The following is a 14828-nucleotide window of genomic DNA, read 5'->3' on the forward strand; positions in this document are numbered from 1 at the left end:
ATAACGCATGTTCGGGAAGAAAAACGGGCCACGTAAGAAAAGCCGGATCGAGCGGTTCTTTTCTCTCAACCAGCATCGCAAGCGCTGGGGCGCGGCGCGTCACGCTGTCGCGGATCTGGATTATCAGGGGCTTAAACAGCAGATGGTCGAGGGTGATACGGCTTTGCAGACGCGCGGTTCGGAAAAATCGCTTGATCTGCATCTGGAGAACCTGCGCCGCGAATTTGCGGGCCAGCCGGAACTGCTTTGGCATCATGCACGGCTGATCGTGTTGCTGCGTCGGGAATTCCAAGTGGAGCAGACATTTGCGCAATTGCAGGCACTGTGGGAGGCGGAGGCTGATTTCCTCTGCGAAAACCTAAACCTGCGCTGGCTGGTTTCGGCTGCCGACAGTTTTGTCGACCATCACCCGGATGCCGGGGAACGTGCGCGCGCCATGCTGGTGTCGCTGTTGGTCAATACGGTGAAAATCTATGAGACCGAGCGGGTGCTGGCGACGGCTCCGGCACCGGCCGATGCGCAAAAGCTTGAGCGGTTGCAATCCGAGCTGATTCCGCTGTTTTCAGGCCTGTCCTGCTTTACCATCGGCACTGACGATACCCTGCGCAACATGCGCTGGCGGCTGGACGGGTTGATGGCGCAAGGCCCGGTTGGACTGATGCTGAAAACCGTCTTCGACCGGTTGCAGGTGGAAGATACCGCCTTTGCCCGCCTCAAGGCGCAGCATCACCGGGGGCGGACGGGCTGGTGGTCTGAGTGATGGCCAAGGCTTTCAGATAGTCGAAATCCTCGCGCCGGACAGGCATCTGCCGCCGTTGCGCATCATTGATATGACAAAGCTGACGCAGGCCCATCCGAAGCTGCGCCTTGATGCGCCTGAGGCGGAAAGCCAGCGCTGGGCGTTGTTTTTCGGATTGCGCGGGCGATATCGACGACTGGGTCGCTATCGGTTCGGGCAGGCCATAGGGGACGCAGCGGTCCAGTTGCACGGCCAGAGCCGGATCGGCCTGGAAGGAGGCAAGCTCATAGGCCGCACAGATCACCGCATCGGCAATGGCGCCGTGGCGTGCACTGCGTTGCAGGAGTTTGGCGGCTCCCCTCGGCCAGAGAATATAGGCCGCAGCCCCGGAGCGGTCCTGGTAAAGCCGGCGAAGCGGCAGATCGGAGAGGCTTATGCGAGCAACAAGCTTCTTGCGGCTGCGGGTTTCCAGCGTCACATGGTCGAGATCGCTGCGATGGCGCAGCGCTTCCAGAAGAGCAGGCACCTTGTCGGACAGCACCGCATCGTCTTCCAATACCAGTACGGGATCGCGGCCAGCGGCAATGGTCTCCCAGATATGGCGATGGCTGAGCAGGCAGGCTCGTTCGGCTGGCCGGATCGGTCTTTCCCAGCCACTCCAATAGGCCTCGCCCAGATCGGGAAGATGATCGGCATCCAAGGCAGCTATGCGGGTGAAGGGTAACCCAAGGGCCTGCATCTGCGTTTGCTGGAAGGCCAGCCGCTCACGGGCGCGGTCGAGATTGATGATCAGTACCTGCATGACGTCGGCTTTACGGTTGGGGCGCTGGCGGCGCGATCACCGGCCTGCCAAGCAACCGGCTATAGACGGCTTCCAGCCCTGCCGCTTCTCTGGCAAGCGCAAAGTTTTCCCGCACATGGGCAACGGCAGCCTTGCCATGTAGGCAGGCGCGACCAGGATCGGCCAGATAAGGCTCGATTGCATCACGTAGCGGCGCATAGGCATCCGCGGCGACCACGGCGCCGGTTGCCCCTTCGGCGATCAGCTCCGCATAGGCCCCGGCATCCGAGGCGACCACAACGGTTTCGGACGCCATGGCTTCCAGCGGCGTCAGGCCAAAGCCTTCATTGCGCGAGGGCGCGACATAGAGCGTCAGCCGCCGATACCACGGCTTGATGTCCTCGACCTCGCCCAGGAAAACGATCCGCTCCGCCAGACCGGCAGCGGCAATCTGTGCCTTCAGCCCATCGGCAAAGCCCTTGTGTTCCGGGGTGACACGGCCGGAGACCACGGCTGTCCAGCCGGGATAACGGGGCAGCAGCTCGATCATCGCCTTGACGAACAGATCGGTACCCTTCTGATGGCGCACCCGACCGAAGCAGCCGATCAGATAATCGCCCGGCAGATTTGTGGCTGTTATCCTGTCCTCTGCACCTTGAGGTGGGTGAAACAGTTCGGTGTCGATGCCGTGGCGGATGACGCTATGCGGCACTTGCAAAAACGAGCCGGAGCGGGCGCTGGTGGCGACCACGGCATCCATTTTCGAGATCAGCCAACGGGTATAGCGGCTGTGATGACGCTGGGCCGCCGAGGTAAACAGCAGTTTCAGCGGCATGCGCAGCACATCGCGCAGCACCAAGCCCGCCAGCATTTCCAGATTGCGTCGGGCATGCCAGACGCGATGGGAGGCGCCGCGTGGCTTTTTCCACAAGGCGGGCAGTTGTGCGAAGGACAAGGCGGGCATGGTGTCCGGCAGGCCAGGGCCAAGTGTGGCAATGGCCAGTCCGCGGCGGCGCTGCTGCGGGATCAATTGCACCACGGTGGAGGTTACGCCCGAAAGTCGCCGCTTGAAATGAGGAGCCACCACAAGGATTGAAGCAGGATCAAGCACGCACAGGGTACCTTTCGTCATCACGGCTACATTGCAGGTTACTGCTCACACAAAAAAGACGCGCCTGCAAGGCGCGTCTTTTTCAACAGCAGAGGCTGTAGATCAACCCCAGTTGACCGCGATGATTTCGTAAGCTTTTGAGCCGCCGGGAGCCACGACTTCGATACTGTCGCCGGCTTCCTTGCCAATCATGGCGCGGGCAATCGGCGAGGAAATCGAGATACGGCCAGCCTTCACATCCGCTTCCTGATCGCCGACGATCTGGTAGACCTTTTCCTCGTCGGTATCTTCATCGATCAGCTTGACGGTGGCGCCGAACTTGATTTTCGAGCCGGACATTTTTGACAGATCAATGACTTCCGCGCGCGCAGTCAGATCTTCGAGTTCGGAGACCCGGCCTTCATTGTGGCTCTGGGCTTCCTTGGCGGCATGATATTCGGCATTTTCCGAAAGGTCGCCATGGGCGCGCGCTTCGGCAATGGCCTCAATGATCCGAGGACGTTCTTCTTGCTGACGCCAGCGCAGTTCCTCCTGAAGCTTGGAGAAGCCGTTCTGTGTCATCGGTACCTTATCAACCATGTCCTCTTCCTTCACCTTTCATGCCCGCATGGCGTGGCCATGAAAATAAAACAGGTTCCGAAGCAAAGCCACGGAACCAGCCACAAATCCAACTCGTGACATTATAGCAGACTGTAACAGTCAATTTCCAGAGATTTCGAATGGACGCATTTTCAATCTGCCCATCCGGCACGACCGTCCAGGCGCAACCGTGTCACCGCGCTGATATAAGGTTCCAGATGTCGTTAACAAGGGCAATGGCGACAAGCCACATCGCAATCGAAATCGCAAAGACCAGAAGCAGGTATTTCATCCTTGGGGTCATTATCTCTGCCGTTGTCGCCGGTTCTTGCTGGCGAGTCTAACCGATGATTCGAGTGCAGTGGGAATTAACCTTCGGTCAAGGATAGGGTTTTGTAAACGGCGAGGCGGAGTGTGTTCCGTTTTGTGCCACGCGGTCGGCTGTTGATCGATGCTGGGCAGGGGCGATCACCATGGTTCGATTTTATAGGCGCCGTCGGGCGGCATATTGGGTGGCCTGTAGGGACCTGCCAATGGACGGCCATTCAGCCGATCGATGACGGATTGATGGATGAGGCTGCCCTCTTGGATGTAGCGAGGGTCGCAAAGCGGCAGATACCAGCCTTTCGGCGGTCGGTGGCGCCAGGAGGAAAAGGGGACGCGTCGTGGAACGATCTCCAGCGGCAGCCAGGCCCATGTCATGGAATCATGGAGCGGCGACAGCGGATCGAGCTTCACATGGTCGTTGTCGTCATTTTCGCCATAGACGATGTCACGCACCCTGTCTTCGTTGTAGTGTAGGCCGAACGACCTGCTTTCGGCAATCATCCAGGCCAAGGGGATCTTGGCCGTGGCGCTTTGCGCTTCGCTATAGCCACCGCCGACATCGCCATGCGAGCCGCAAAACCAGACCTGCTTGAAATCCTGAGGCTTGATCATCTGCGGGTCCCGTGGCTTGAACGGGCTGCCCCAGAATTCCTGGCCCGCCTTCCAGTAGACCGGCCGGAACATCGTGCGCCGTTCATCGATTGCCAGCGCCTGACGGACCGTTGCCACGCTCGGATTGCGGGTGGTGAAGGGAAAAGTCTGAAAGGTGAGACCTCTCTGCGTCTGGTTGATTACTGTCGATACAGTGTCGAACAGGCCCAGAAAGGCAATCGCCGGACGGTAGCCGCGCAAGGTGCGCTCATAAAGACGCATGGCCGCGAATGCGGATGGCGGGGAATGACTGAGGGTGTCAGCCGTTTCGCCGTGCCGCTGCCCTTCCGGAATGGTTTTATAGGTCCGGTAGGCGTAGTCCACCAGATTGAGGAAATTCGGTGCGATGATGCCGAGGCTGTTGATGAAACCGGCCAGAACCCTGGCACTATAGGCACCCCGGCTGAACCCGAGGATGTAGATCCTGTCGTCCTCGCCAATCTGGTTTCCGGCGTCGTCGCGTGGTGCGGCCCGATAGTTCTCCACGAGAAAACGGTAGGCACGCTTGACATTGCGGTCGAGGCCCCAGCCCGTCGCCAGGCCCCAGACTTCGGCCGTTTGGCGCGCAATCCGCAGCCAGTCATCGTCTGCACCGAAGGTGCCGACGCCCGGCTCATAATAGACCAATTGCTCGTCGCTGCGGCTCAGACAGCTGAGCAGTCTGACCATATTGGTGCGGCTGGCTGAAATCTCGTTCGACGTGCCGTCAAACAGAATGACGATGTTTTTGCCCACGCTGCCCTCTCGCCAAATCGAGGGCTTTACATAGCATTCTCAGGGTCGTGCAGCATCCCTGGTTTTTGAAGGGTAAGGCGCACAGCCTCACCCTTCGGTCGCCGACTGTCAGAAATAGCTTTGCAGCGGACGAACTTCCAACTGGCCCTTTTTCAGCGCTTCGATGGCTTCGGCAGCGGCAAGCGCACCGGCCATGGTGGTGTAATAGGGCACTTTCTGCATCAGGGCAGCGCGGCGCAGCGATTTGGAGTCCGAAATCGCCTTGTTGCTATCGGTGGTGTTGATCACCAGTTGGACCTGCCGGTTGCGGATAGCGTCCTCGATATGCGGACGGCCTTCCAGAACCTTGTTGATCTTGACCGCCTCGATGCCCTGTTCGGCCAGGAAGCGTTGCGTACCGCCGGTGGCCAGAACCTTGAAGCCGATGGAGGTCAATAGCTTGATGGCGGGCAGGACCCGTACCTTGTCTTCATCGCGCACCGAGACGAACACCGCGCCGTCACGGGGGAGCTCGACACTGGCACCAAGCTGGCTCTTGGCAAAGGCCAGCGCAAAGCTGGTATCGAGGCCGATCACTTCGCCGGTCGAGCGCATTTCCGGGCCGAGCAGCGTATCGACGCCGGGGAAGCGGGCAAAGGGGAAGACGGCTTCCTTGACGGCAATGTGCTTCAGGTTGCGCGGATCGGGCTTGGCGCCGTAAGCGGCAATTGCCGCATCCAGCTTTTCACCCGCCATGATCCGGGCGGCGATCTTGGCAATTGGCGCGCCGATGGTCTTGGCTACGAACGGCACGGTCCGCGAGGCGCGTGGGTTAACCTCGAGAACGTAGATAACCCCATCCTTGATGGCATATTGCACATTCATCAACCCGCCGACATGTAGCGCCTTGGCCATGGCGGCTGTCTGGCGCTCCAGTTCGTCAAGGGTTTCCTTGCTCAACGAGCGCGATGGCAGCGAGCAGGCGCTGTCGCCGGAATGGATGCCGGCCTCTTCGATATGCTCCATGATGCCGGAGACGAAGACGCTTTCGCCGTCGCACAGCGCATCGACATCCACTTCAATGGCATTGGTCAGATAGCTGTCGAACAGCAGCGGGTTCTTGCCGAGCAAGGTATTGATCTGGCCGGTCTTGTCATTGGGGTAGCGCTGCTTGATATCCTCAGGCACCAGGCCCGGCACGGTATCCAGCAGATAGCTCTGCAACATGCTCTCGCTGTGGATGATCTGCATGGCCCGGCCGCCCAGCACGTAGGACGGACGCACCACCAGCGGGAAGCCGATTTCAGAGGCGACAAGGCGCGCCTGCTCGACCGAATAGGCAATGCCGTTGTTGGGCTGGTTGAGGTCGAGCTTCATCAAGAGCTTCTGGAACCGGTCACGGTCTTCGGCCAGATCGATCATGTCAGGCGCGGTGCCGAGGATCGGGATACCGTTCTTTTCCAGGGCTTCGGCCAGTTTCAGCGGGGTCTGGCCGCCAAACTGCACGATAACGCCGACCACTTCGCCCTTTTCCTGTTCGGCGCGCAGGATTTCGATGACGTCTTCTGCCGTCAGCGGCTCGAAATATAGGCGATCCGAAGTGTCATAGTCGGTGGAAACGGTTTCCGGGTTGCAGTTGATCATGATCGCTTCAAAACCGGCATCCTTCAGGGCGAAGGCGGCATGGCAGCAGCAATAATCGAACTCGATGCCCTGGCCGATGCGGTTCGGGCCACCGCCGAGGATGACGATTTTCTTGCGATCCGACACGTGCGCTTCCGAGCGCAGGGCACCGACGAACGGCGTCTCATAGGTCGAATACATGTAAGCCGTGGGTGACGCGAATTCGGCAGCGCAGGTATCGATGCGCTTGAAGACCGGGCGGACATTGAGGCCATTGCGCAGCTCGGCCACTTCCTTCGGACGCTTGCCCGACAGGCTGGCAAGGCGGGCGTCGGAAAAGCCCTTGGCTTTCAGCATCCGCAGGTTTTCGGCGTCTTCAGGCAGGCCATGTTCGCGGATGCGAGCTTCCAGATCGGTGATTGCCTTCAACTGGGCGATGAACCACGGATCGATCTTGCAGCCTTCATGCACTTCAGCTTCCGACATGCCGAGCCGCAAGGCCTGGGCAACCATGCGCAGCCGGTCCGGGGTCGGTGTGCCGATGGCGGCGCGGATGGCGTTCTTGTCATCGCCCTGGCCAAGGCCGGGGATTTCGATTTCGTCCAGACCGGTCAGGCCGGTTTCCAGGCCACGCAGCGCCTTTTGCAAGGATTCGGCGAAGGTGCGGCCAATCGCCATGACTTCGCCGACCGATTTCATCGCGGTGGTCAGCGTCGGCGCGGCGCCGGGGAATTTTTCGAAGGCAAAGCGCGGGATTTTGGTGACGACATAATCAATCGACGGCTCGAAGGAGGCAGGCGTCGCGCCGCCAGTAATGTCATTGTCCAACTCGTCCAGCGTATAGCCAACTGCAAGCTTGGCGGCGACCTTGGCAATCGGGAAGCCGGTCGCCTTGGAGGCCAGCGCCGACGAGCGCGACACGCGCGGGTTCATCTCGATGACAACGAGGCGGCCATCCTTGGGGTTGACCGCGAACTGCACGTTGGAGCCACCGGTCTCAACACCGATCTCGCGCAGCACCGCAATCGAAGCGTTGCGCATCATCTGGTATTCCTTGTCCGTCAGCGTCAGGGCCGGAGCAACGGTGATGCTGTCGCCGGTATGGACGCCCATCGGATCGATATTTTCGATGGAGCAGATGATGATGCAATTGTCCGCCTTGTCGCGGACCACTTCCATTTCATATTCTTTCCAGCCCAGCACCGATTCCTCGATCAGCACTTCTGTCGTCGGCGAGGCGTCGAGGCCGGAGCCGATGATCTCGAAGAATTCCGAGCGGTTATAGGCAATGCCGCCGCCGGTGCCGCCCATGGTAAAGGACGGGCGGATGATGGTGGGCAGGCCAACAACGTCAAGCGCCTGGGCTGCCACCGCCATTGCGTGGTTCATATAGCGCTGCTTGCGGTCGGTTTCGCCGAGGTTCCACTGGTTTTCCAGTTCGTCTAGCGCCTTGTCGAGCGCGTCGCCGGAAAGCCGGGCTTTCACCTCGTTGCGGGCGATCTCATGGGTTTTGCGGTCGGCATCCTTGATTTCAGTGGCATTGGCCAGCATGGATTTCGGCGTTTCGAGGCCGATGCGGGCCATGGCTTCCCGAAACAGGGCGCGGTCCTCGGCCATGTCGATGGCGGCAGGCTTGGCACCGATCATCTCGACATTATAGCGGTCCAGCACGCCCATGCGCTTCAAGGAGAGCGCGGTGTTCAAGGCCGTCTGCCCGCCCATGGTCGGCAGCAGCGCATCCGGGCGTTCCTTGGCAATGATCTTGGCGACCACTTCCGGCGTGATCGGCTCGACATACGTTGCGTCGGCCAAGCCCGGATCGGTCATGATGGTTGCCGGATTTGAATTGACCAGAATGACCCGGTAGCCTTCTTCCTTCAGCGCCTTGCAGGCCTGGGTGCCGGAATAATCGAATTCGCATGCCTGGCCGATGACAATCGGTCCAGCGCCGATGATGAGGATGGATTTAATGTCTTGGCGCTTTGGCATGTCTCTATCCGATCTCTTCACCTGCGCGAAAAACCGGCCAAGGTGAGGGGCATCACCGGTCGGGCGCAGATCCATGGTATTTCAGGCTAGAAGCGGCTTATAGGGAATTGTGGCGATCAGCGGAACCCCCGTTTTCTCTTTTTCTACGGATAAGTGAAGATCGCTGGAGGCATTTTTTCTGGCGGACTTTCTGGCAGCACGATCCGCCGCAAGTGGTCTGATCGGATCGAGGCATTTGGTCCTCGCGACACCACCCCTCTGTGCCTTTGACGATATCAAGCATTTCGAAGAACTGATCGTATTAAAGGGTGGCATCGCTGAAAAAAACAACGACAGATAAGCAATACGATGTTGTATCGTTTTCACATCGGATTGATCCGAGATCGTGTTGCGTTTTCCAGATCGATGCCATGGGGTTTTTATGCTTTTCGCAAACACAGTCTGCCGCTGTTTTGCGACATCCCAATGCTTGTTTGTTGTCGGATTTTTTAGAAATCCTCAACGAGACGATTGTTTAACGATTTGATCCCATAGGAATTTATGGAAAACGGGCATCGTCCTCGACCATTTTCCCTAGCTGCCCCTTTTTAGTGGCGCCTTCAAGGCGAACTGCATTTTTTAATGCACTGTCAGGGTTGCAAAATTGGATATCGACTTGCAACGGCGAGGCGTGCAGCCTGACTTCCGTCATGTCCCGTGCCTGTTCTGGCAAATGCCAGGGGCATGACAGCAGATTTTAAAAATCCAAGGTATTTTCATGAGACATTTTTTTATCCACCGCGTTTGCGCATGTAAAACCGTTTCACACTTTTCCTGGAAATGCTCTGGCTACGGCCTATTTGCCCAGGCAACCGATATGAGCCAGGAGACCTGCCCATGATTACCGTCCATTATCTGGAGCATTCCAGGGCGCACCGCATTCTCTGGCTGCTGGAAGAGCTGGAATTGTCTTATGAGGTGAAGACCTACAAGCGTGGCGCTGATATGCATGCACCGGCGGCATTGAAAGCCGTGCATCCGCTGGGAAAATCGCCTGTCATCGAAGACGATGGCCGGATCTTCGCCGAAAGCGGCGCCATTATCGAATATCTGGTCGACACTTACGGTGCCGATACCAATGGCAAGATGGTTTTACGTCCGGCACCGGGCGGCGACGCTTTCCTGCGTTACCGTTACTGGCTGCATTATGCCGAAGGCTCTGCCATGCCCCTGCTGGTGATGAAACTTGTCTTCTCAAGGCTGTCCCGGCAAATGCCGTTTCTATTGCGCGGAGTGGCTAAGCGGATTTCCGATGGTGTCTGCGGCAAGATGATCGATCCGCAGATCGGCGAACACCTGGCCTTCTGGCAGGCAGAATTGCGCAAGGACGGCTATTTTGCCGGGCCGGATTTTACCGCCGCCGATATCGCCATGAGCTTCCCGGTGGAATCGGTGCTGTCGATTTCCGGCGATACGGGCGATGTTACCATCCTTCGTTCCTATCTTTCCACAATCCGTGCCAGGCCGGCCTATCAGCGTGCTCTGCAACGCGGCGGTGCTTATATGTTCGCCAAGACCTGATCGTCTTGTTCGCCATACCCCAGTGTTTGGAACACTGTTGAGCTTAAGAGTGTTTGGAACACTGTTGGGCTCAAGCCGTTACCAGCCTGCCGCCGTTGCTGTTGCACGGCGGCTGTTTTTGCTGAACATGCGTTCTGCATATGCGGCCGGGGAGAGAACCGATGGAACTGGATGGGCGTCGTCAGTCCGAAAATGTCGAGGATGTCAGAGGCGCATCGGGCGGTGGCGGCTTTGGTCGGCGCGGCATCCGGCTACCGATAGGCGGTGGTGGGCGCGGTTTGAGTTTTTCAACCATCATCATTCTGGTGCTGATCTATTTCGGTCTTCGCCTGATGGGCATCGATATGTTGCAATTGCTGGAGGAGGGCAGTGGGTCTGCGCCATCCTCTTCGCAGCAGCAGGTTAGTGACACGCCTGAACAGGCCGACATGAAAGTCTTTGTGAGCCGCGTGCTGGCCTCCACCGAGGATGTCTGGACAGGCGTGTTTCGTGACAACGGCCAGACCTATGAAATGCCGAAGCTGCGGCTGTTTTCCGGTCAATATCCGTCTGCCTGCGGCGCGGCATCCGCTGCGACTGGGCCGTTCTATTGCCCTGGAGATCAGCGTGTCTATCTCGATACGGCGTTCTTCTCGGAGCTTTCCCGGCGGTTCCAGGCCTCCGGTGATTTTGCCCAGGCTTATGTGATCGCTCATGAGGTCGGACACCATGTGCAAAACCTGACCGGCATCCTGCCGAAATTCAACCAGATGCGCAGCTCGATGAGTGCCGCCGACGCCAACCGGATGTCGGTCCGTGTCGAATTGCAGGCTGATTGCTTTGCCGGGATCTGGGGTCGGAAGGCCGATCAGCAGGGATTGCTCTCGGCAGGCGATCTGCAGGAGGCATTGAACGCCGCCCGGCAGATTGGCGACGACACGATTCAGAAGCGGTCCCAGGGCTATGTTGTGCCTGAGAGCTTCAACCATGGCACAGCCGCACAGCGGATGGCATGGTTCAAGAAAGGCTATGACCAAGGCCGGATGGATGCCTGCGACACGTTTTCCGGCCCGATTTGATGGCGGTTACTTCTCGCTGTCCAGATGCGCCATTTGCGCGTCTGCATAGCGGGAACCGGCGGCGCTGCCCTTGGGGACTGCCGCCTCGAGGGCGGCGATATCCTCCTGTGACAGGGTAAAGTCGAGTGCGCCGAGAGATTCAGAAAGCCTGTCACGGCGGCGGGCGCCAATCAAAGGGATGATGTCTTGGCCTTGGGCGAGCACCCAGGCGATGGCCGCTTGCGCGGTGGTCATGCCCTTGGCCTCGGCCACATTTCCCAACGCCTTGGCAAGGGCCAGATTATGGGCGGCATTGTCTCCCTGAAAGCGTGGGCCTTGGCTACGGAAATCGGTTGCGTCCGAAGGTGCGGTCCAGTGGCCGCTGATCAGTCCGCGTGAGAGAACCCCATAGGCGGTAATGCCGATGCCGAGCTCCCGGCAGGTTGGCAGGATTTGATCTTCGATGCCACGCGATACCAGCGAATATTCGATTTGCAGGTCAACGATCGGATGGACGGCTGCTGCCCGCCGGATGGTATCCGTGCCCACCTCGGAAAGGCCGATATGCCTGACATAACCGGCCTTGACCATCTCTGCGATGGCGCCAATAGTCTCTTCGATCGGCACATTGGGATCGAGCCGAGCTGGGCGGTAGATATCGATATGGTCGGTGCCCAGCCGTTGCAATGTGTAAGCCAGCGCCGTCTTCACCGCTGATGGGCGTGCGTCGTACCCGATCCAGCCACCCGCCGGGTCGCGCTGGGCGCCGAATTTGACGCTGATCTGCACTTTGTCGCGCAGGCCACCCTTCAGCCTTTCTCCAATCAACATTTCATTGTGGCCCATGCCGTAGAAGTCGCCGGTATCGATCAGCGTTACCCCGGAATCAATGGCGGCGTGCAGGGTGGCGAGGCTTTCCGTGCGGTCGGAAGGCCCATACATGCCCGACATGCCCATGCATCCCAATCCAAGGCGCGAGGTCTGAGGGCCGGATTTTCCAAGTTGTACCGTTTGCATATCCAGTTTCCTTCTCTGCTTTCTGTCTGAAAACAGGTTTACGCTGTTTGGCTTTGTGCGATAATCCTGCTTATTCCGTATGCGTTGTTTGGAATTATGCACAATGAACGATCTACCGCTCGCCGATCTCGATGCCTTCGCCACTATTGCCCGGTTGAGAAACTTCCGGGCCGCCGGAAAGTTGCGCGGTGTTTCGGCCTCGTCATTGAGTGAGGCGATGCGGCGGCTGGAGGCGCGGGTTGGCGTGCGGCTGCTGAACCGTACCACCCGCAGCGTGACCCTGACCGATGCTGGAGCACGGCTGTTGGAACGGTTGTCGCCGACGCTGGCCGATATCGAGTTGGCGCTTGACGATATCAACCAGTTTCGCGAGCGCCCCTTTGGGCGATTGCGCCTCAATGTGCCTGGTATCGTTGCCCGGTGTGTGCTGCCGCCTGTTGTTACCGGCTTTCTGGCCGCCTATCCGGATATCCTGCTGGAGGTGAGGGTCAATGATGCTTTGATCGACGTGCTGGCTGAAGGCTGCGATGCAGGTATCCGCTATGAAGAGTCGTTGCATCAGGACATGATCGCGGTTCCCATCGGCCCACGCCGCCAGCGCTATGTTTGCGTGGCAGCACCGTCTTATCTTGCGCAGTACGGCAGACCGGAACATCCGCGCGACTTGATCCATCACCGCTCCATTCTGCATCGTTTCAACAGTGGTCGGGTGAATGAATGGCATTTCGAACGCGATGGCGAGGCGATCAATGTCTCTCCGCCGCCCCGGCTGATCGCCGAGACGGTCGATCTCGAACTCGCCGCAGTGCGGGCCGGACTTGGCATGATGGGCACATTCGAGGACTTTGTGATCGAGGATTTGAATGCCGGACGCTTGGAGCGGGTGCTGACCGATTGGGAAGACGAGTTTTCCGGCCCCTTCCTCTATTACCACAGCCGTCGCCACATGCCCGTACCCTTGCGGGTCTTCGTCGATTATATCCGCCAGCATGGCGATCCCGGTTGATATAGCATCGGATCGAAAGGCAGGAACCGGCTTTCTGCACCACGCTATAACGGTTCGTCCATCAACAACCGTGATGGAACGACGAGTTTTTCTGAAGCATCTGCTTGTGTCTTGAAAACGTCACGGCTTTGACGTACCGAGGAAATTGCATATTATTTCCTCACACAGCTTATCGGTTGAGAAGAAAATATGCATTGCAGCTGACTTGTATGCGCCATGTCCGGTATAGGATGCTGAAATCCCGCCGCTCGTCCAGCCTGACTGGAAGCGGCTTTTTTCGTTTTGGAAGTTCTCATGACTTATGCCTCGTCCCAGCGCCTTGGCGCGCCCATTGAAAGCTGGCTTAGCCATGTTCGCGCCACGCTGGCGCTGGGCATTCCCCTGGCGGGTGCGCAACTGGCGCAGCTGGCAATCCACACGACTGATGTGGTGATTGTCGGTCGTCTTGGAGCCGAATCGCTGGCGGCTTTGGTGCTGGCCGGGCAGTTTTTCTTCACGGTGTTTATTTTCGGTTCCGGCTTTTCCATCGCGGTCATGCCGATGGTGGCCAATGCCTATGGCAAGGGCGATGTGCGCCTGGCACGCCGCTCCATTCGCATGGGCTTGTGGGTATCGCTCGCCTATAGCGTAGTGACCTGGCCGCTCTTCCATTACTCGCGCGATGTGCTGTTGGCTCTAGGGCAGGTGCCGCAGGTGGTTGAGCTTGCCTCGAGCTATATCCGCATCATGTGGCTGAGCCTGCCGGTGGCGCTGATGTTTGCGGTGATGCGAGCGCTGGTCAGCGCCATCGGGCGGGCGCAGATCGTCCTCTATATCACCATCGCCACGTTGGTGCTCAATGCCGCCCTGGCTTACTGCGTCGTGCTTGGCCATTTCGGCTTTCCGGCTTTCGGCATTCTGGGCGCCGCCTGGGTGGCCGTTACGGTCAATGTCTTCGCCATGATCGCCATGGGTCTCTATCTGCACTTCAACAGCGTCACCCGGAAATACGAATTGTTTGTGCGCTTCTGGCGGCCCGATTGGGATGCGTTGCGCGATGTGATCAAGCTTGGCCTGCCGATTGGCGTGACGGTGCTGGCTGAAGTCAGCCTGTTTACGGCAGCCTCTCTGTTGATGGGCAGCATTGGCACGATTGAACTGGCCGCGCATGGCATTGCCCTGCAATTGGCCTCCATCGCTTTCATGATCCCGCTGGGGCTGGCGCAGGCCGCCACCGTGCGAATCGGCGTTGCCCATGGGCGCGGTGATTTTACCGATGTGGTGCGGGCCTCTATTACCGTTGTCTGCATGGCAGCCCTGATCTCGGTGATCGGCGGGTTGCTGTTCTTCTTTTTCTCCAATGAACTGAGCGGAATGTTCCTTGATCGAGGTCGCGGCGATGCGGCGGCGGTGCTGGATTACGCGGCGCCGCTGGTGGTGGTCGCCGGTATTTTCCAGCTGGTCGATGGCATGCAGGCGGTTGCCACCGGGCTGCTGCGCGGCCTGAAGGATGCCAGCGTGCCGATGATCCTGGCGCTGATTTCCTATTGGCCAATTGGTTTCGGCCTGGCCTGGTTCATGGCGTTTCCCTTGGGGATGGGCGGTCTTGGCGTCTGGTTCGGTTTCCTGATCGGGCTTTCCAGCGCTGCCGTCATGATGGGGCTGCGGTTCTGGCTGCGGCTTCGCCACGAAATGCGGATAATGAACCGGTAAAG

The 14828-nt window shown here is 58.8% G+C and carries 12 protein-coding genes; 5 read left to right on the forward strand and 7 right to left on the reverse strand.

Annotation, left to right across the window (positions count from 1 at the left end; translation table 11 throughout):
- Positions 1-7 precede the first annotated feature (7 nt).
- A complete protein-coding gene (locus ASB66_RS22925; protein ID WP_060719807.1) occupies positions 8-760 on the forward strand; it encodes a hypothetical protein in 753 nt (250 codons plus the stop codon).
- Here the strand turns inward: ASB66_RS22925 and ASB66_RS22930 are convergent.
- The 6 genes from ASB66_RS22930 to ASB66_RS26350 form a co-directional block, all read right to left on the reverse strand.
- Entirely contained in the window at positions 714-1541 is an 828-nt protein-coding gene (locus ASB66_RS22930; protein ID WP_060719806.1) for a glycosyltransferase family 25 protein, read from the reverse strand. The two genes, ASB66_RS22925 and ASB66_RS22930, sit on opposite strands and share 47 nt — an antisense overlap.
- Before the next feature lie 10 nt (positions 1542-1551).
- A complete protein-coding gene (locus tag ASB66_RS22935) occupies positions 1552-2652 on the reverse strand; it encodes a glycosyltransferase family 4 protein (protein WP_060719805.1) in 1101 nt (366 codons plus the stop codon).
- A gap of 81 nt (positions 2653-2733) precedes the next feature.
- Entirely contained in the window at positions 2734-3210 is a 477-nt protein-coding gene (greA, locus tag ASB66_RS22940; RefSeq protein ID WP_060719804.1) for a transcription elongation factor GreA, read from the reverse strand.
- A gap of 468 nt (positions 3211-3678) precedes the next feature.
- On the reverse strand, positions 3679-4923 hold the full coding sequence (locus ASB66_RS22945) for a DUF2235 domain-containing protein (protein ID WP_060719803.1): 1245 nt from the start codon (positions 4921-4923) through the stop codon (positions 3679-3681).
- Between the two features lie 108 nt (positions 4924-5031).
- The gene (carB, locus tag ASB66_RS22950) at positions 5032-8514 is read right to left on the reverse strand and encodes a carbamoyl-phosphate synthase large subunit (RefSeq protein ID WP_060719947.1); all 3483 of its coding nucleotides are present in this window, start codon (positions 8512-8514) and stop codon (positions 5032-5034) included.
- A gap of 538 nt (positions 8515-9052) precedes the next feature.
- Positions 9053-9205 (reverse strand): hypothetical protein, encoded by a 153-nt coding sequence (locus ASB66_RS26350; RefSeq protein WP_156545096.1) that lies wholly within the window; start codon positions 9203-9205, stop codon positions 9053-9055.
- A 185-nt stretch (positions 9206-9390) separates the two neighbouring features.
- On the opposite strand from ASB66_RS26350, the gene ASB66_RS22955 reads away from it, so the two are divergent.
- Entirely contained in the window at positions 9391-10074 is a 684-nt protein-coding gene (locus ASB66_RS22955) for a glutathione S-transferase (RefSeq protein WP_060719802.1), read from the forward strand.
- 161 nt (positions 10075-10235) lie between these two features.
- Positions 10236-11132, forward strand: a complete 897-nt coding sequence (gene ypfJ / locus ASB66_RS22960) for a KPN_02809 family neutral zinc metallopeptidase (protein ID WP_060719801.1) — start codon at positions 10236-10238, stop codon at positions 11130-11132.
- Between the two features lie 6 nt (positions 11133-11138).
- On the opposite strand, the gene ASB66_RS22965 is transcribed toward ypfJ, so the two are convergent.
- A complete protein-coding gene (locus ASB66_RS22965; RefSeq protein WP_060719800.1) occupies positions 11139-12128 on the reverse strand; it encodes an aldo/keto reductase in 990 nt (329 codons plus the stop codon).
- 103 nt (positions 12129-12231) lie between these two features.
- Here ASB66_RS22965 and ASB66_RS22970 point away from each other — a divergent pair, with 103 nt between their 5' ends.
- Positions 12232-13134, forward strand: a complete 903-nt coding sequence (locus ASB66_RS22970) for a LysR family transcriptional regulator (RefSeq protein ID WP_060719799.1) — start codon at positions 12232-12234, stop codon at positions 13132-13134.
- A 294-nt stretch (positions 13135-13428) separates the two neighbouring features.
- Entirely contained in the window at positions 13429-14826 is a 1398-nt protein-coding gene (locus ASB66_RS22975; protein WP_060719798.1) for an MATE family efflux transporter, read from the forward strand.
- The last annotated feature ends 2 nt before the right edge of the window (positions 14827-14828 follow it).

The organism is Gillisella vitis (assembly GCF_001541345.2).
GTDB classification, from domain to species: domain Bacteria; phylum Pseudomonadota; class Alphaproteobacteria; order Rhizobiales; family Rhizobiaceae; genus Allorhizobium; species Allorhizobium vitis.

Coding starts and splice junctions, on each gene's coding strand:
- ASB66_RS22925 (WP_060719807.1), top strand. CDS start 8: ATGTTCGGGAAGAAAAACGGGCCACGTAAGAAAAGCCGGATCGAGCGG.
- ASB66_RS22930 (WP_060719806.1), bottom strand. CDS start 1,541: ATGCAGGTACTGATCATCAATCTCGACCGCGCCCGTGAGCGGCTGGCC.
- ASB66_RS22935 (WP_060719805.1), bottom strand. CDS start 2,652: ATGACGAAAGGTACCCTGTGCGTGCTTGATCCTGCTTCAATCCTTGTG.
- greA (WP_060719804.1), bottom strand. CDS start 3,210: ATGGTTGATAAGGTACCGATGACACAGAACGGCTTCTCCAAGCTTCAG.
- carB (WP_060719947.1), bottom strand. CDS start 8,514: ATGCCAAAGCGCCAAGACATTAAATCCATCCTCATCATCGGCGCTGGA.
- ASB66_RS26350 (WP_156545096.1), bottom strand. CDS start 9,205: ATGACGGAAGTCAGGCTGCACGCCTCGCCGTTGCAAGTCGATATCCAA.
- ASB66_RS22955 (WP_060719802.1), top strand. CDS start 9,391: ATGATTACCGTCCATTATCTGGAGCATTCCAGGGCGCACCGCATTCTC.
- ypfJ (WP_060719801.1), top strand. CDS start 10,236: ATGGAACTGGATGGGCGTCGTCAGTCCGAAAATGTCGAGGATGTCAGA.
- ASB66_RS22965 (WP_060719800.1), bottom strand. CDS start 12,128: ATGCAAACGGTACAACTTGGAAAATCCGGCCCTCAGACCTCGCGCCTT.
- ASB66_RS22970 (WP_060719799.1), top strand. CDS start 12,232: ATGAACGATCTACCGCTCGCCGATCTCGATGCCTTCGCCACTATTGCC.
- ASB66_RS22975 (WP_060719798.1), top strand. CDS start 13,429: ATGACTTATGCCTCGTCCCAGCGCCTTGGCGCGCCCATTGAAAGCTGG.